This is a genomic window from Lysobacter terrestris (genome assembly GCF_014489475.1).
Lineage (GTDB): Bacteria > Pseudomonadota > Gammaproteobacteria > Xanthomonadales > Xanthomonadaceae > Agrilutibacter > Agrilutibacter terrestris.
The window spans coordinates 2,710,634-2,727,618 of sequence record NZ_CP060820.1 but is presented as its reverse complement, the minus strand read 5'-3'; the positions used below and the strand labels follow the sequence as shown (position 1 = coordinate 2,727,618).

Sequence of the window (16,985 nt, the reverse complement as noted above, 5' to 3'; positions counted from 1 at the left end):
CGCGCGGATGGGTGTGCAACTGCCACGCTGGGTGTGGATCGGCGCGGGTGCGCTCGCGTGCGTCGCGGGCATGATCAACGTCGTGGGCTATCTCGGCTTCGAGCACCAGGCCGTGACGCACCTCACCGGCACGACGACGCTGTTCGGCGCGGCGGTGGCGTCCGCGGATCTGCGCTCGGCGATGCACCTGCTCGGCGTGGCGGCGGCCTTCATGGCCGGCGCCGCGCTGAGCGGGATGATCATCCAGGACAGCACGCTCCGGCTTGGACGTCGCTACGGGGTCGCCCTGGCGATCGAATCGGTGCTGCTGGTGCTCGCCGTGCCCTTGTTCCAGCGGCAACAGCTTGCCGGTGCCCTGCTCGCGGCGATGGCGTGCGGTTTGCAGAACGCCATGGCGACGACCTACAGCGGCGCGGTGATCCGCACCAGCCACCTGAGCGGCATGTTCACCGACCTCGGCATCGGCCTGGGCCACGCACTACGGGGCATGCCCCTGCAGCGTCGACGGCTGCTGCTGTGTGCGCTGATCATTTCCTGCTTCCTGGCCGGAGGCATCTTCGGCGCGCTGCTGTTCGCCCGCGTCGGCTACCTCGCCCTGCTCGTTCCGGCAACGCTGACCGGGCTGGTCGGCGCCGGCTACGTGCTCTACCGGCAATGGCAATCGCTGCACGGCAGGGGCATCGCATGACCCCCTGCGCGCTCACGATCGCCGGCTCGGACTCGGGCGGCGGCGCCGGCATCCAGGCCGACCTCAAGACATTCGCGGCACATCGCGTGCACGGCTTGAGCGCGATCGCCGCGCTGACGGCACAGCACACCCGCGGCGTCACCGCGGTGGAGGTGCCATCGACCGCCTTCCTGCGCGCGCAGATCGACGCCTGCTTCGACGATTTCGGGATCGGCGCGGTGAAGCTGGGCATGCTCGCCACGGCCGAGGTGATCCACGCCGTCGCCGACGCGCTGGAACGCCATGCACCGCGCCACGTCGTGCTCGACCCGGTGATGGTCGCCACCTCTGGAGCGCGCCTGCTCGAGCCTGCGGCGCTGGACGCGCTGCGCCAGCGCTTGCTGCCGCTGGCGACCGTGGTCACGCCCAACCTTCCCGAGGCCGAACTCCTGCTTGGCACGCCGATCGCCACCCACGACGCGATGCGCGAAGCCAGCGCCGCGCTGCTGCGCACGGGCGTGCGCGCCGTGTTGCTCAAGGGCGGGCACCTGGCCGACGACGGTGATGTCGTCGACCTGCTTGCCGATGCGAACGGCATGACCACATACCGGCATCCCCGCTTCCAGCTCGAAGCGCACGGCACCGGCTGCACGCTGGCCTCGGCGGTGGCTGCCAACCTGTGTCGCGGGCTGGCGCTCGCCGATGCCTGCCGCGCGGCCGGCGATTACGTGCACGCGGCGCTGCAATCGGGTTACCGCCCGGGTCGTAGCGACATCGTGGTGCTCGACCATTTCGGCGCCGCGCCGCGATGAGCGAGCTCCCCCTGCACAAGCTCCACGTCGAAGCCGGCGACGGCCACCACTGGAAGCTCCTGGCCGTCGTACCCGAGCAACCGCGGGCGCGGCTGCTGTGGCTGCCGGCGATGGGCGTGGCCGCCCGGCACTACCTGCCCTTCGCGCTGGGACTCGCGCAGCGCGGCATCGCCACCTTCATCCACGACTGGCGCGGCAACGGCACCAGCAGCCTGCGTCCATCGCGCCAGCACGACTGGGGCTACCGCGAGGTGCTCGAACTCGACCTGCCCGCCAGTACAGCCGTCATGACGCAGCACCTGCACGGTCTACCGCAGATCATCGGCGGACACAGCCTGGGCGGACAGCTGGCGTGTTGCCACCTGGGCCTGAACCCCGACAGCGCGACGCGTCTGTGGCTGGTGGCGAGCGGCTCGCCGTACTGGCGCGCCTTCCCGCCGCGCAGCCGCTGGTGGTTGCCGATGGCCTACCGCTTCCTGCCCTGGCTGGCGGATCGTCGTGGCTACCTGCCCGGCCACCGCATCGGCTTCGGCGGCAACGAATCGCGCAGCCTGATCCACGACTGGGCACGCAGCGCCCTGAGCGGCCGCTATGCCGCACGCGGCCTGGATGCGGATCTCGAGGCGGCCATGGCGCCGGTCCGGGTCGACGCGCACGCCGTAGTGCTGGGCAGGGACTGGCTCGCCCCCGCCAGCTCGACCCGCTTCCTGCTCTCGAAACTGCCGCGCTCTTCCCATCGGATCGAGTGCCTGGACTCGCGCGCGTTGCATGCACGTGCCGACCACTTCGCATGGATGAAGCAGCCGCAGGCGGTCATCGATCGACTCGCAGCGCAGGACGCCTGAATCAAGCCGCGTTGCGAAGTCGTCGCGACTCGAGCGAAAGGTCGGAGCGCAACGCGCTGCTTATTGGCCTTCGGGCGGTTGCCAGAGCTCGACCTTGTTGCCTTCCGGATCGATCACCCAACCGAACTTGCCGTGTTCGGACGCTTCGGTCTTGTCGACGACATTGCAGCCTTCCGCGCGCAACGCGCCGAGCAGGTTGTCCAGGTCCGCGACACGGAAATTGATCATGAAGGACGCGGAACTCGGCGCCATGTAGCCCGTGTCCTGCGCGAACGGACTCCAGATGGTCATGCCCGGCGGGCTGTCCGCACCGCCCCATTGGAACACCGCGCCGCCCCATTCGGTCACGTCGAGACCGAGGTGGTCGCGATACCACGCGCCCAGCGCTTTGGGGTCTGCCGACTTGAAGAAGATTCCGCCAATTCCGGTAACACGTTGCATTGCATGCTCCATGGGTGTCAGCACTTTCTGCGGTCTAACGCCTTGGCCGGATCGCGAAGCGACTTCGGCTTGGATGAACTGTCAGCTTGCGACGCGCCAGGACCAGCGCACAACCGTCTCTCCATCCGGCTCGAGGATCCGCTCACCCGGCGTGAACCCAAGACGCGATACCACCCTGGAAGACGCGACATTGTCCGGGACGATGTGGGCCACAACCTCCTGGACCAGCCCGCTCAGGGCCGCCATCTGCAGAAGCTCTCGAATTGCCGCGGTCGCAACGCCACGCCCTCTTTCGCTCGCGGCGACTCCGTAACCGATCTCGACCGTGCCATCAACGGGCATGGTCTTGAATGTGCAACCACCGAGAGCCGCCCGGCGTGCGCGGGAAATGATCAGGAATGGCACGCACCAGAGCGCCGGGGTACCAAGCTGCAACTGCGCCAGGGCGCGGGATACGACATGAGGCGGCGGAAGCGCCCCTTCGAATAGATGCACGCCACCGAAATCGACGGGCTCCGAAGCGGCCAACCGATGGAGATTGACCAGATCGATCTGCGCGAGCTCGATGGCTTCGGTTTGCACAACGTACGGCATGGGCTTTGGCCTGACGCATGAATTGGAAGTCGAGAAGCGGCTCCGGCTTACTTGGGTTCCCTGGCGCTCCAGCGCAAATGCCAGCGCGCCAGGCGCTCCGCGACTAGCGCCAAGATGCCCAGAGGCGCGAGCGAGAACAAGCAGATGAAGGCCAAACCTTCCCAGCCGTGCGCCCAGGCCGCAGGGGTATAGCACTCGCTTGCAGAGGCAAGGTCGCAATGATTGACCAGTCGAACAAGCTTGCCGGCCAGGAAGCAGGCGACCGGGCTTGCCGCCAGTGTCCAGCCGAGAATCCGCGTCTTTGTTCCGACAAGTTTCATGGGTACGAGACTATCCGCTCACTCCAGTCCGCAATAACGTCTGAGCGCAACGAGGGAAGTGGGACGACCAGCGACGAGCAGCGCGTCGATCTCAGCGTGAGCGGGCACCGCGCTCTGCGCGCCCAATCGCGTGCATGCCAGCGCCGACGCTGCCGACGCGCGCCGCAACGCGTCCGCGAATTCGTGTCCTTGCGCCAACGCAGCCACGAATACGCCGCAGAACGTGTCGCCCGCGCCGGTGGTGTCGATGGCTTCGACTTCGAATGCGGGCTGCAGCAGCCACTCGCCCTGCGCGTGGGCGCAACTGCCGCGCGCCCCCAGCGTCACGATCACGTCGATGCCGGCGAGCCTGGCGACCGCGGCGGAGATCCCGCCCTCGCCGGCGATGGCCCGCAACTCGCCCTCGTTGACGATCAACACGTCGATGGTAGCCAGCAGCTCCATCGACAGCGGGCGCGCCGGTGCGGCGTTCAGAACCACCCTGACGCCCGCATCGCGCGCGGCGCGGGCCCAGGCAAGTACGGCATCCAGCGGCGACTCCAGCTGCAACAGCAGGTGCGAGACGCCGGATAGCTCCGGCAGGTCCGCCGCGCGCAACCGTGAATTCGCGCCCGGCGCGACGGTGATGGCGTTCTCCGCATCCGCGGAAAGACAGATGAAGGCGACGCCGGTCGCTTCGTCGGGGACGCGCACGATCCGTGCGTCGACGCCCGCGGCACGCAGGGACTCCTCGAGTGGATTCGCGAACGCATCCACCCCCAGCGCGACCAGCATCCGCGTGCGCGCACCGCCGGCCCGCGCGCAGGCCACCGCCTGGTTCGCGCCCTTGCCGCCGGGGAATGTCCTGAAGTCGCCGCCCAGCACGGTTTCGCCGGGCGCCGGGATATGCGGCGCACGCACGACGAAATCCAGGTTGGCCGATCCCGCCACGAGGACGGTGTTGCGAGAAGTCATGTCCGCTCCAGGCGGGCCGCGGCCGTGCCGCGTGGCTCCACAACATAGCCGATGCGAATCGCGCCCAGAAGTTGCGAGGCTGCCGCCGTCGCGAATGGGCACCACAGCTTGCGATGCCTGCGTTCGGTGTATTCACGGCCGGGATCATTCCGACGATCGCAATGGGTGCATTGCCCGCGTTTACGCGAACAAGAATGCTTCGATCATGGGAATGCGAGGGCAGCGGGCACGTGCGGTCCGTTCGCAGATACAGCGCGGCACCGGAGCCAGAAAAAGCAAAAGGGCCAGCGGGATTAACCGTTGACCCTTTGCTTGTATGGCGCGCCCGGAGAGATTCGAACTCCCGACCACCAAGTTCGTAGCCTGGTGCTCTATCCAGCTGAGCTACGGGCGCAAAAGCTAGAAGCGAAATTATGCTCAGTTGTTATCGCTTCGTCAAACACTTTCAGCGATAAAACTGGCGGAGACTGAGGGATTCGAACCCTCGATGGAGCTTTTGACCCCATACTCCCTTAGCAGGGGAGCCCCTTCGGCCTCTCGGGCAAGTCTCCGCGGGGCGCAGAGCATAACGGCTCTGCGCATGCGCGGCAAATTTTTTTAGCTGTCCTCGCCCTTGCGATCTTCGGAGACTCCCTCGCCGCGCTGTATGCGCTGGTAGATCTCCTCGCGATGGACCGCGACGTCCTTCGGGGCGGTGATGCCGATGCGCACCTGGTTGCCCTTCACACCGAGAACAGTGACCGTAACGGAGTCACCGATCATCAAAGTCTCGCCGACGCGACGCGTCAGGATAAGCATGCAAATCTCCTCGATACCGGCCAAGATCGCCGGTCAGGGCGCCCGTTCCCTCTAGAGCGCCTTACTTCTGAAAACAAACGCCGGCTTTCCGTGGACCGCGTCGCGGTCGAGAAGTTCAGCGTCCCCCTGTCACATACCACACCCGGCATCATGCCAGTTTTTGCGCCACCCAGTCCGTGACGCCAGCCAGCGCCTGCTTGAGCGCGGGGCCGTCCTCGCCGCCGCCCTGGGCCATGTCCGGACGCCCACCGCCCTTGCCGTTGATCTGTGCCGCCACGTGGGAAAGTAGTTCCCCGGCCTTTACCTTGCCGGTGATCGAACCACTGACCCCCGCGATCAGCGCCGCCTTGCCGTCGCTGGTCCCGGCCAGCAGGACGACGGCTTCTCCAAGCTGCTGCTTGAGCCGGTCGACGGCCTCGCGCAGCGCCTTGGCGTCGAAGCCCTCCAACCGCGACGCCACTACCTTGACTCCACGGACGTCGATCGCGGAACCGGCCAGATCGGCCGTGGCGCCCGAAGCCGCCTTGGCCTTGAGCGATTCGAGTTCACGCTCGAGCTTCTTCTGCCGATCCAGGAGCGCGCGCACCTTGTCGGCTACGTCCGCGGCATTGCCACCAAGCAGGTTGGCCGCCTCGTCGAGACGCCGTTCCTCCTCGGCCACGTAATCCAGTGCCCCCTGCCCGGTCAGTGCCTCGATGCGGCGCACGCCGGCCGAGACCCCACCTTCGGAAACGATCTTGAACAAGCCGATGTCGCCGGTGCGGGTCACGTGAGTGCCACCGCACAACTCAGTCGACGTGTCGCCCATGCGCAGCACGCGCACGCGTTCGCCGTACTTCTCGCCGAACAGCGCCATCGCGCCGAAGTCCAGCGCTTCCTGCATGTCCATGTGGCGCACTTCGGCGGCATGGTTGCCGCGAACCTCGGCGTTGACCTGGCGCTCGATCTGCGCGAGCTCGGCCGCGGTGACGGACTGGAAGTGCGCGAAATCGAAACGCAGGCGCTCGGGCGCCACCAGCGAGCCCTTCTGCGTGACGTGGGTACCCAGCACGTCGCGCAGCGCGGCATGCAGCAGGTGGGTGGCGCTGTGGTTGAGGACGGTCGCGGCGCGGCGCTCGTGGTTGACGGCACCGACCACGTGGTCGCCACGCTTGAGCGTACCGGCCGTCAGCGTACCGACGTGGCCGTGGAACTGCCCAGCCAGCTTCTGGGTATCGGCGACCGCGAACATCACGCCCTGCTCGGCCAGCTGCCCCACGTCGCCGACCTGGCCGCCGCTTTCCGCATAGAACGGGGTGCGGTCGAGGAAGACGATGGCTTCGTCGCCCGCCTGGATGGCGTCGACCGGCTTGCCGTCCTTGAGCAACGCTACGACTTCCAGACCGCCGGCCTCGAGGTGTTCGTAGCCGACGAACTCGGTCGGCTTGAGCTGCGCGATCAGGTCCGCCGGCAGCGCGGTGCCGCCGGCGAACTTGCCTGCGGCGCGCGCGCGTTCGCGCTGCTGTTCCATCAGGCGTTCGTATTCGGCCATCGCCGTCGGCGGCAGCTCGGTGCCCTTCTCGCGCAGGATGTCGGCGATCAGGTCGGGCGGGCAGCCGTAGGTGTCGTGCAGCTGGAACAACTGCTCACCGTCGATGGTGCCACCGCCCTGCGCGAGATAACCCTCCAGGCGTTGCATGCCCGCATCGAGCGTTTGCGCGAAGGCCGCTTCTTCTGCCTTGAGCGCGCGCTCGACCAGCTCGCGCTTCTGCACCAGCTCGGGATACGCCTCGCCCATCACGTCGATGAGCGGCGCGACCATGCGCCAGAAGCTGCCGTCGCTGCTGAGCGCGCCCAGCTTCCAGAAGTGGCGGATGGCGCGACGGATGATCCGGCGCAGCACGTAACCGCGGCCTTCGTTGCTGGGCAGCACGCCGTCGACGATCAGGAAGCTGCAGGCACGGATGTGGTCGGCGATGACGCGCAGCGACTTGTGCTCGAGGTCGGTGGTGCCGGTGATGGCAGCCGCCGCCTTGATCAGGTGCTGGAACAGATCGATCTCGTAGTTGCTGTGCACGTGCTGGAGCACGGCGGAAACGCGTTCCAGGCCCATGCCGGTGTCGACGCACGGCGCCGGCAACGGCACCAGCGTGCCGTCGGCCTGGCGGTCGAACTGCATGAAGACGTTGTTCCAGATCTCGATGTAACGGTCGCCGTCCTCGTCCGGCGAACCCGGGGGACCGCCGGCGATGTGCGCGCCGTGGTCGTAGAAGATTTCCGTGCACGGGCCGCAAGGACCGGTGTCGGCCATCTGCCAGAAATTGTCGGAAGCGAACGGCGCGCCCTTGTTGTCGCCGATGCGGATGATGCGCTCCGGCGGCAGGCCGACGATCTTGTTCCAGATCTCGAACGCCTCGTCGTCGGTGTGGTAGATCGTCGCGAGCAGCTTGTCCTTGGGTAGCTTCCAGACTTCGGTCAGCAGCTCCCACGCCCAGACGATCGCATCCTTCTTGAAGTAGTCGCCGAAGCTGAAGTTGCCCAGCATCTCGAAGAAGGTGTGGTGGCGCGCGGTGTAGCCCACCTGGTCCAGGTCGTTGTGCTTGCCGCCGGCGCGGACGCAGCGCTGGGAGCTGGTGGCGCGGGTGTAGCTGCGCTTCTCGGCGCCGAGGAACACGTCCTTGAACTGGACCATGCCCGCATTGGTGAACAGCAGGGTCGGGTCGTTGCCCGGGACCAGCGAGCTCGAAGGCACCACGGCGTGGCCCTTGGAGCGGAAGAATTCGAGGAAATCGCTGCGGATTTCGGTAGTGGTTTTCATGCCTGGCGCGATCAAGAAGGGCTTGGGCAAGGTCACGGCGACCGGCCCCAGCCCCCAAGATGGCGGCAGCAAGCCGAGCAGGCAACCCAGTCGGAAAGCTTTCTAGCGTAGCAGGCAGGACCGGCCCGCGCAGGCCGCACGAGCCCGGCGGCGCCTAGTCCGCGTCGGCGTCCGCGCGCGTGGCGGCCCGGATCGCCGCGGCATCGAAGCCACGGCGGAGCAGGAAATCGGCGGCCTTGCGCCGCTGATTGAGGTCAAAGGCGGCGACCGGGCCGTAGCGCCGACGGACGAGGTCGGAGGCGATTTCGGCCCAGTCGCCATGGAAAGTGTCCAGGGCGGCAGTAATGGCCTCGCGGTCGAGGCCATGGGTAGCAAGCTCGGCGCGGATCCGGATGGGTCCATGTCCGCTGGAGGCGCGGGCGCGCATCAGGCTCTCGGCGAAACGGGCATCGTCCTGCCAGCCGTCGCGGGCCAGGTTGGCCACGGCGGTTTCCACCTCGCCGGCATCCATGCCACGCGAGGCCAGCTTGCGGGTGAGCTCCGTCCTTGAATGTTCGCGCCGCGTGAGCAGCCCCAAGGCCCGTTGCGTTGCGCTCAACTCCCGCGCCTTGCGGCGGGGCTTGCGCTCGGTGTCGATGCCGTTGTCGTCCACGCGGCGGCGTCCTGCGTTCGGATCAGTCCTCGCGCGCGTCGTCCGCGCCTTCGTCGCGGCGTGCCTCGGCCGGCTGGAACTTCTCGCGCAGCGCCGCTTCGAGCTGCGCGGCCAGCGCCGGGTTGTCCTTGAGGAACTGGCGGGCGTTCTCCTTGCCCTGCCCGATGCGCTCGCCGCTGTAGCCGTACCAGGCGCCCGACTTCTCGACCAGCTTGGCTTCCACGCCCATGTCGATCAGCTCGCCTTCACGCGAGATGCCTTCGCCGTAGAGGATTTCGGTGACGACCTGCTTGAACGGCGGCGCCAGCTTGTTCTTCACCACCTTGATGCGGGTCTGGTTGCCGACGATCTCGTCGCCCTTCTTCACCGAGCCGATGCGGCGGATGTCCAGGCGCACGGAGGCGTAGAACTTGAGCGCGTTGCCGCCGGTGGTGGTTTCCGGGCTCTGGCCCGGCATCATGATGCCGATCTTCATTCGCAGCTGGTTGATGAAGATCACCATGCAGTTGCTGCGCTTGATGTTGCCGGTCAACTTGCGCAGGGCCTGGCTCATCAGGCGGGCCTGCAGGCCGGGGAGCTGGTCGCCCATCTCGCCTTCGATTTCCGCCTTCGGGGTCAGCGCGGCGACCGAGTCCACCACGACCATGTCCACGGCGTTGGAACGCACCAGCATGTCGGCGATTTCCAGCGCCTGTTCGCCGGTGTCGGGCTGGCTCACCAGCAGGTCGTCGACATTCACGCCCAGCTTGGCGGCGTAGGTCGGATCGAGTGCGTGTTCGGCGTCCACGAAGGCGCAGGTGCCGCCGGCCTTCTGGCACTGGGCGATGGTCTGCAGGGTCAGGGTGGTCTTGCCCGAGGATTCCGGACCGTAGATCTCGACCACGCGGCCCTTGGGCAGGCCGCCGATACCCAGCGCGATGTCCAGCATCAGCGAACCGGTGCCGATGACTTCGGCCGGCTCGGCGACCTGGTCGCCCATGCGCATGACCGCGCCCTTGCCGTACTGCTTTTCGATCTGGCTCAGGGCTGCCGTGAGGGCACGCTTCTTGTTCTCATCCATCGTGGCGGTTCCTTGGTTCGTGTTTGTGTGCGTTGGAGCGTTCTTGTTGAAGCCAGATTAGTGGGCGCGCATCGCAGAGGCTGAGACGCAAGCGGACCACCTGGAAAAAGTCTGGACGGGGATCGCGCCGGCAGGAATCGGCATAGGCCGGCCCCGCGGGTAGGAAAACCCCGTACGCATGACGGCCCTCATCGATTCGGCCGCACCAGGCCGCAGTACAGCCCCTCGATGGCGAAGTCCTGGTCCGGCGACACCTCGATGGGCGCGTAATCCGGATTGCGCGGCAGCAGGCGCACGCGGTCCTTGCCGATCTTCAGCAGCTTGACGGTGATTTCGTCGTCGATGCGCGCCACCACGATCTGGCCGCTGCGCGCTTCGGAGGTGCGGTGCACGCCGATCAGGTCGCCGTCGAAGATGCCTTCGTCGCGCATCGAGTCGCCCTTCACCTTGAGCAGGTAGTCCGGAGCCGGCGCGAAGAAGTTCTTGTCGAGGATGACGTAGTCGTCCGTTTCCAGGTCGACACCGGCACCGATCGGCAGGCCGGCTGCGACCCGGCCCAGCACCGGCAGCCGCAAGGCATCGTCATTCGCCGCGGGCGCCATCCGGGCCGGCGCCTGGGTCAGGCGGATGCCGCGTGCCTGCCCGGGCACTCGCTGGATCGCCCCTGCCCGCTCGAGTGCCTCGAGGTGGTACTGGGCGGCGCGAACACTGCTGAAACCGAAGGCCGATGCGATCTCGGTTTGCGACGGCGGCACGCCTTCGCTCTCGATCCGCTCGGTGATGAGGGCCAGGATGGCGCGCTGGGTGTCGGTCAGGTTCATTAGTAGCAATACTACTAACGCCTTTTCCAGAAAAGCAAGCCCAGCCGCGGCCGGCGCCCGGAGTGGCCTATCCGGCCAGGCGCATCAGGCCCTGCAGGGCCGCTTCCACCGTCTGCCTGCGCACCGCCTCGCGATCGCCGGCGAAGTGGAAGACCTCGGCCATGGCGTAGCCGCCGCGGCGTTTCCACGCAACCCACACCGTGCCCACCGGCTTGTCCTCGGTGCCGCCCGAGGGACCGGCGATGCCGGTCACCGCGACCGCCAGCGTGGCACCCGAATGGACCAGGGCGCCGGACACCATCTCCAGGACGGTTTCGCGGCTCACCGCGCCGTGTTGCTCCAGCGTCTCCGGGCGCACGCCGAGCAGAGCCTGCTTGGACTCGTAGCTGTAGGCCGCGATCCCGCACTCGAACCAGGCGGATGATCCGGCGATGTCGGTCAGCACCTTGGCGATCCAGCCACCGGTGCAGCTCTCGGCGGTGACCAGCGTGTGGTGGCCCGCCTGGGCAATCGCGCCCAGTTGCCCGGCCAGTTGCTGCAATGTCGTGTCAGAGGCGACGGTGCTCATGCGGCGAACTATAGCGGCGCACCCGCAAAAGGCGACGGCCCGCAGTAAGCGGGCCGTCGCCGGTGACACGGGTGGCGCCGTCAGTACGTGATGCGGAACGTCAGGCCATAGGTACGCGGGGCGCCGAGGAACGCGTTGTACGAGTTCAGCGGATCGCCCGGCAGCGACGTGCCCGGTGCCTGCAGCGGCGCGTCGAACGCGACCTGCATGTACTCCTCGTCAGTCAGATTCTGCGCCCACAGTTCGACGGACCAGCGCTTGTCCTTGCGGCCGATGCCGACGCGCGCGTTGACCACCGTGTACGCGTCCTGCTCCTTTTCGACGTCGAGGTCCGAGCCGGTGTTGTAGTCGGACATGTACTTCGCCCCGAGGTTGAAGCGCGCCACCAGGTCATTGCCGAAGCCCCACTGGTAGGTCACCGCGCCCGACCCGGACCACTTCGGCGCGAAGCTCGCCTGGCTGCCCGGCAGCTTGTACAGCGAGCCCGGCGCGCTCGCCGGCGTATCGCTGAATTCCGCGGTCGGCCGCTCGTCGCCGTACTTGGTGTCAGCATAGGTCAGGCCGCCCTGGAAGCTCAGGCCGTCGATACCGGTCTGCCACAGCACTTCGGTGTCGACGCCCTGCGACACGACTTCCGGGATCGAGCGCACCACGAAGCTCGTGCCCAGGAAGCTGTTGAGCTGGAAGTCCTCGTAGGTCTGGTGGAACAAGGTGGCGTTGAGCAGCAGGTTGCCGCCGGCCCAGGTCGTCTTGGCGCCGAGCTCGTAGCTGTCGACGAATTCGCCCGGGAACGAGGTGTCGTCCACCGGCCGCACGCCCGAGCCGCTGCTCGACTGGCCATCCGAGGACTGCACGCGGTCGAGGTTGAAGCCGCCGGCCTTGTAGCCGCGCGCCGCGGAGAAGTAGGTCATCAGGTTGTCGTTCCAGCGGTACGCCGCCTTGAACGTGCCCGACCATTCCTTCTCGGTGCGCTCCTGGTGGATCACGCGGCCGTTGTGCAAGGCATTCGCCCACGGCAGGCACATGAAGCCGGCGACCTGCGGCCCGAGGCTGGCCATGATCGCGTTCTGCACCGCCGCGGGCTGGGCGGCGAAACCGGCGCTGCGGGCGGAGAGCGCCGCACGCAGCCGCGCGAAGCGGTTCGGGTTGGCCGGGTTCTGGTCCACCAGCGCGCTGCCGCAGCCGATGCTGCCGTTCGGATTGCTGAAGACCGAATCCAGCGTCTTATCTTCCTGCGTGTAGCGAAGTCCGATCGTGAGGTCGAGCGCATCGGTCGCATGCCAGGTGTTGTTGCTGAAGAGCGCCTTGCTCTTCGAATTCTGGCGATGTTCGTCCAGCGCGCCCAGGCCGGTGAAGATGCTGCCCGGCGTCTGCCCCGCCACCTGCGCCAGGAACGCGCCCGCGCCGGCGGGGTTGGTGACGGGCATGCCCAAGCCCGCCAGCCCCTGCGCCACGCGCTGGAACACCAGCGTCGACAGGTACGGCTCGTACGCCGTACCGATGCGGTAGGAATCGTTGCGGTCCAGGTCCTCGTCGGAATAGAACGCGCCGATCATCCAGTCCAGCCGCTCGGTGGAGCCGGTGAGGCGGAACTCCTGGCTGAACGTCTCGAACGCGGTCAGCGACTCGTTCTCGTCCGCATTGCGGTACAGCAGGTCGGCGCTGGTGAAGTCGAAGTCGAGGCCGTTGATCGTCTTCCATTCGCGCGACGCGGTGATCGAGGTCAGGGTGGCGTTGTCGAACCACGGCGTGATCCAGTTGACCTCGCCCTGCACGCCCTTGTCCTTGATGTCCTGCTCGGTGCTGCGGTTGCTCCAGACCTGGCGATCGAAGGGATCGGTGCCCGCCGGCGCAACGCCCTCGTCGGGCGAGAGCGCGTCGATGATCGCCGCGGTCGCCCCGCGCACGATGGTCGCGGCGGCGCAACAGTTCTCCTCGCGACTGGTGAAGTCGGCCATCAGCAGGATGTCGAGGTTGTCGGTCGGCTCCAGCAGCAGCTGGCCGCGCAGCGAATGGAAGTTCTGGTCGCCGTCTTCCTTCTCGGTCCGCGGTCCGGCACCGGTATGCACGTCCATGAAGCCGTCGCGCTTGCGCTTCACCGCGTAGACGCGCATCGCGGCGTTCTCGCCCAGCGCGGTATTGAAGGCGCCGGCCGCGCCAAGCGCGTTGTAGTCGCCGAAGGTGAGTTCGCCCTCGACGGAGGTTTCGTAGCTGGGGCGACGGGTGATCACGTTGATCACGCCGGCCGAAGTGTTCTTGCCGAACACCGTGCCCTGCGGCCCCTTGAGCACCTCGATGCGCTCCAGCTCGCCGAGGTCGCCGAAGCCCACGCTGTTGCGCGGGCGGTAGACGCCGTCGATCACCACGCCCACCGACGACTCCAGGCCGGCGTTGTCGCCGACCGTGCCGATGCCGCGGATGCGCGCGGTGGTGATGGCCTCGTTCTGGGTGCTGGTGACGATGAGTCCGGGCACCAGGACCTGCACGTCCTTGATGTCGCGCACGCCGGTGTCGCGCATCAGCTGCTCGGGCAGCGCGGTGACCGAGATCGGCACGTCCTGCATGGTCTCCTCGCGCTTCTGCGCGGTGACCACCAGTTCGGACAAGGTCGTGGCTTCTTTTTCGCCGTCCGCAGGTGCGGCGGCTTCCTGCGCCGAAACCGGCGCGGCGACCATCGCCGCCATCGCGACAGCTACCGCGAGCGACAGGCGCTTTCTCTGGGTATTGCTCGGAATCATCGCGAACCCCTCCAACGAATGAGCCCGCATGCGCTGTGCAGCTGGCCCTAGCTACCGCGCCCCCGCGCGGCTCCCCTTGCCCCTGCCGGACCGCCGAATGCATCGGCCGAGCACGCCCGAACCTACCACAGCTTCGCGACGACGGTCACGGAAGCTCAAAGCCTGCCGCAGCGCACCATCCCGCACCGGCTGCTGTCATCATGTGGCACACCGCAGGCGCCCACGGGACGCCGCATCTGCGACAACGGACAGCAAGCCCCTCATGCACGGCAACACCCCGGCCTCGCCCCCCGAACACACCCCGCTCATGAAGCAGTTCTTCGCCGCCAAGGCGGAGCATCCGGACGTGCTGCTGTTCTTCCGCATGGGGGACTTCTACGAGCTGTTCTACGACGACGCCCGCAAGGCGGCGCGCCTGCTCGACATCACCCTGACCCAGCGCGGCAATTCGGCGGGCCAGCCGATCCCGATGGCCGGCGTCCCGCACCACGCCTACGAAGGCTACCTGGCGCGGCTGGTCGCGTTGGGCGAGTCGGTGGCGATCTGCGAACAGATCGGCGATCCCGCGCTGGCGAAGGGGCTGGTCGAGCGCAAGGTCGTGCGCATCGTCACCCCGGGCACGGTCACCGACGAGGCGCTGCTCAACGAGCGTCGCGACACGCTGCTGCTCGCGGTCGCGCGCGGCAAGAGCGGTTTCGGCATCGCCTGGGCCGATCTCGCCGCCGGCCGCCTGCTGGTGAATGAAGTCGCCAGCGAAGACGCCCTGGAAGCCGAACTGGCGCGTCTGGAACCCGCCGAGACCCTGGTCGCGGACGAGGAAGGCTGGCCCGCCTTCGTCGCCACCCGCACCGGCATGCGCCGCCGCGCGCCCTGGCTGTTCGACGCGGACAGCGGGCGCCGCCAGCTGCTGCGCTTCTTCGGCCTGCATGACCTGAGCGGGTTCGGCATCGAGGACAAGCCGCTGGCGATCGCCGCGGCCGCGGCGTTGCTCGGCTACGTCGAGGAGACGCAGAAGCAGCGCCTGCCCCACCTGACCGCGATCGCCGTGGAATCCGGCGACGGCGCGATCGCGATGAACGCCGCCACGCGCCGCCACCTCGAACTCGACACGCGCGTCGACGGCGACACGCGCACCACACTGCTCGGCGTGCTCGATTCGACCATCACGCCCATGGGTGGACGCCTGCTGCGGCGCTGGCTGCACCGACCGCTGCGCGACCGCGCCACGCTGCGCCTGCGCCACCAGGGCGTGGCGATGCTGATCGAATCCGGCGCCGCCGAGCGCCTGCGCGAGACCTTCCGTGCACTCGGCGACCTCGAACGCATCCTCTCGCGCATCGCACTGCGTTCGGCACGTCCGCGCGACCTCTCCACCCTGCGCGACGGCCTGGGGCTGCTGCCCGCCGCGCGCGCGCAGTTGCAGCCGCTGGATTCGCCGCGCCTGCGCGCGCTGTGCGACGAACTCGGCGAACACGACGCGCACGCGCACCTGCTCGCCTCGGCCATCGTCCCGCAGCCGCCCGTGCTGGCGCGCGACGGCGGCATCTTCGCCGAAGGCTACGACACCGAGCTGGACGAGCTGCGCACCCTGTCCACGCATGCCGACCAGTTCCTGGTCGACCTGGAAGCGCGCGAGCGCGCCGCCACCGGCGTCGCCACGCTGAAGGTCGGCTACAACCGCGTGCACGGCTACTACATCGAGATCAGCAAGGGCCAGAGCGACAAGGCGCCGACGCATTACTCGCGCCGCCAGACCCTGACCGGCGCCGAGCGCTACATCACCGAGGAACTCAAGCAGTTCGAGGACAAGGTGCTGTCCGCGCGCGAACGCGCCCTCGCCCGCGAGCGCCTGCTGTACGAACAGCTGCTGGATGCGCTGAACGAGCGCCTGGAACCGCTCAAGCGCTGCGCCGCCGCGCTGTCGGAACTCGACGTGCTCGGCTGCTTCGCCGAACGCGCGCAATCGCTGGACTGGGCGCAACCCGAGCTCGTCGACGACGCCGGGATCCGCATCGAACGCGGCCGCCATCCCGTGGTCGAAGCGGTGCGCAGCGAACCGTTCGAACCCAACGACCTCGTGCTCGACGAGTCGCGCCGCATGCTGGTCATCACCGGCCCGAACATGGGCGGCAAGTCGACCTACATGCGCCAGAACGCGCTGATCGTGCTGCTCGCGCACATCGGCGCGTTCGTGCCGGCCTCGCGCGCGGTGCTCGGTCCGATCGATCGCATCCTCACCCGCATCGGCGCCGGCGACGACCTGGCGCGCGGGCAGTCGACCTTCATGGTCGAGATGAGCGAAACCAGCTACATCCTGCACCACGCCAGCGCGCAGTCGCTGGTGCTGATGGACGAGATCGGCCGCGGCACCTCGACCTACGACGGCCTCGCGCTCGCAGAAGCCTGCGCGCGCCGTCTCGCCAACGGCAATCGCGCTTACACGCTGTTCGCCACGCACTACTTCGAACTCACCGCGCTCGCCGAGCCGGGCAGCGGCATCGCCAACGTGCACCTGGATGCCGTCGAGCACGGCGATGCACTGGTGTTCATGCACGCGGTGAAGGACGGCCCCGCCGACCGCAGCTTCGGCCTGCAGGTCGCCGCGCTCGCCGGCCTGCCCCGCGCCGTGGTGCAGCAGGCCCGCGGCCGTCTTGCCGAACTCGAGCAGAGCAGCCGCGACGCGCCACTACCGTCGATGGCGCCCGAAGCGCTCGACGCACCGCAGCAATTCGGCCTGTTCGCGCCCAGCTCCGCCGCCATGGACGCGCTGGCGGCGATCGACCCGGACGAGCTGACGCCCAAGCAGGCGCTGGAAGCGCTGTACCGGCTCAAGGGCCTGAGCTGACCCTTAGCTTCAGGCTTTCGGAATTCCCGTATCGATAGCCAAGTGCTATCGATGCGTTTCCTACTTTCAATTT

15 protein-coding genes and 2 tRNA genes are annotated in these 16,985 nt (G+C 67.7%); 4 read left to right on the top strand and 13 right to left on the bottom strand.

Features of this window, described 5'->3' with window-relative positions:
- Positions 1 to 7: 7 nt before the first annotated feature.
- Genes H8B22_RS12715 through H8B22_RS12705 form a run of 3 tightly spaced genes read left to right on the top strand, consistent with a single transcriptional unit; the run spans position 8 to position 2,324 of the window.
- A complete protein-coding gene (locus H8B22_RS12715) occupies positions 8 to 688 on the top strand; it encodes a YoaK family protein (RefSeq protein ID WP_187711772.1) in 681 nt (226 codons plus the stop codon).
- Positions 685 to 1,479 carry a bifunctional hydroxymethylpyrimidine kinase/phosphomethylpyrimidine kinase gene (gene thiD, locus H8B22_RS12710; RefSeq protein ID WP_187711771.1) on the top strand — a complete coding sequence of 265 codons (795 nt, stop codon included), beginning with the start codon at positions 685 to 687 and terminating at the stop codon, positions 1,477 to 1,479. The genes H8B22_RS12715 and thiD overlap by 4 nt, the downstream gene beginning before the upstream one ends.
- Entirely contained in the window at positions 1,476 to 2,324 is an 849-nt protein-coding gene (locus H8B22_RS12705; protein ID WP_187711770.1) for an alpha/beta hydrolase family protein, read from the top strand. The genes thiD and H8B22_RS12705 overlap by 4 nt, the downstream gene beginning before the upstream one ends.
- A 60-nt stretch (positions 2,325 to 2,384) precedes the next feature.
- Here the strand turns inward: H8B22_RS12705 and H8B22_RS12700 are convergent, their stop codons facing one another.
- The 13 genes from H8B22_RS12700 to H8B22_RS12640 form a co-directional block, all read right to left on the bottom strand.
- Positions 2,385 to 2,765: a VOC family protein gene (locus H8B22_RS12700; protein ID WP_187711769.1), complete on the bottom strand. Its 381-nt coding sequence runs from the start codon at positions 2,763 to 2,765 to the stop codon at positions 2,385 to 2,387.
- 81 nt (positions 2,766 to 2,846) lie between these two features.
- Complete coding sequence (locus tag H8B22_RS12695; protein ID WP_187711768.1) at positions 2,847 to 3,359, bottom strand: GNAT family N-acetyltransferase; 513 nt, start codon at positions 3,357 to 3,359, stop codon at positions 2,847 to 2,849.
- A gap of 47 nt (positions 3,360 to 3,406) precedes the next feature.
- On the bottom strand, positions 3,407 to 3,679 hold the full coding sequence (locus H8B22_RS12690) for a hypothetical protein (protein WP_187711767.1): 273 nt from the start codon (positions 3,677 to 3,679) through the stop codon (positions 3,407 to 3,409).
- Positions 3,680 to 3,697: 18 nt separating this feature from the next.
- Entirely contained in the window at positions 3,698 to 4,735 is a 1,038-nt protein-coding gene (locus H8B22_RS12685; protein WP_225876204.1) for a ribokinase, read from the bottom strand.
- 215 nt (positions 4,736 to 4,950) lie between these two features.
- Positions 4,951 to 5,027: transfer RNA gene (locus H8B22_RS12680), tRNA-Arg, on the bottom strand.
- A 64-nt stretch (positions 5,028 to 5,091) separates the two neighbouring features.
- Positions 5,092 to 5,184: transfer RNA gene (locus H8B22_RS12675), tRNA-Ser, on the bottom strand.
- Between the two features lie 46 nt (positions 5,185 to 5,230).
- A complete protein-coding gene (gene csrA / locus H8B22_RS12670; RefSeq protein ID WP_187711766.1) occupies positions 5,231 to 5,431 on the bottom strand; it encodes a carbon storage regulator CsrA in 201 nt (66 codons plus the stop codon).
- A gap of 148 nt (positions 5,432 to 5,579) precedes the next feature.
- Positions 5,580 to 8,243, bottom strand: a complete 2,664-nt coding sequence (alaS, locus tag H8B22_RS12665; RefSeq protein ID WP_407060853.1) for an alanine--tRNA ligase — start codon at positions 8,241 to 8,243, stop codon at positions 5,580 to 5,582.
- Between the two features lie 139 nt (positions 8,244 to 8,382).
- The gene (locus H8B22_RS12660; protein WP_187711764.1) at positions 8,383 to 8,880 is read right to left on the bottom strand and encodes a regulatory protein RecX; all 498 of its coding nucleotides are present in this window, start codon (positions 8,878 to 8,880) and stop codon (positions 8,383 to 8,385) included.
- A 22-nt stretch (positions 8,881 to 8,902) separates the two neighbouring features.
- On the bottom strand, positions 8,903 to 9,940 hold the full coding sequence (gene recA / locus H8B22_RS12655) for a recombinase RecA (RefSeq protein ID WP_187711763.1): 1,038 nt from the start codon (positions 9,938 to 9,940) through the stop codon (positions 8,903 to 8,905).
- Positions 9,941 to 10,128: 188 nt separating this feature from the next.
- Positions 10,129 to 10,761, bottom strand: coding sequence for a transcriptional repressor LexA (gene lexA, locus H8B22_RS12650; protein WP_187711762.1), 633 nt, complete (start codon positions 10,759 to 10,761; stop codon positions 10,129 to 10,131).
- A gap of 67 nt (positions 10,762 to 10,828) precedes the next feature.
- Complete coding sequence (locus H8B22_RS12645) at positions 10,829 to 11,329, bottom strand: CinA family protein (RefSeq protein WP_187711761.1); 501 nt, start codon at positions 11,327 to 11,329, stop codon at positions 10,829 to 10,831.
- Positions 11,330 to 11,409: 80 nt separating this feature from the next.
- Positions 11,410 to 14,067, bottom strand: a complete 2,658-nt coding sequence (locus H8B22_RS12640) for a TonB-dependent receptor (RefSeq protein ID WP_225876203.1) — start codon at positions 14,065 to 14,067, stop codon at positions 11,410 to 11,412.
- Between the two features lie 262 nt (positions 14,068 to 14,329).
- On the opposite strand from H8B22_RS12640, the gene mutS reads away from it, so the two are divergent.
- The gene (mutS, locus tag H8B22_RS12635) at positions 14,330 to 16,912 is read left to right on the top strand and encodes a DNA mismatch repair protein MutS (RefSeq protein ID WP_225876202.1); all 2,583 of its coding nucleotides are present in this window, start codon (positions 14,330 to 14,332) and stop codon (positions 16,910 to 16,912) included.
- Positions 16,913 to 16,985 lie beyond the last annotated feature (73 nt).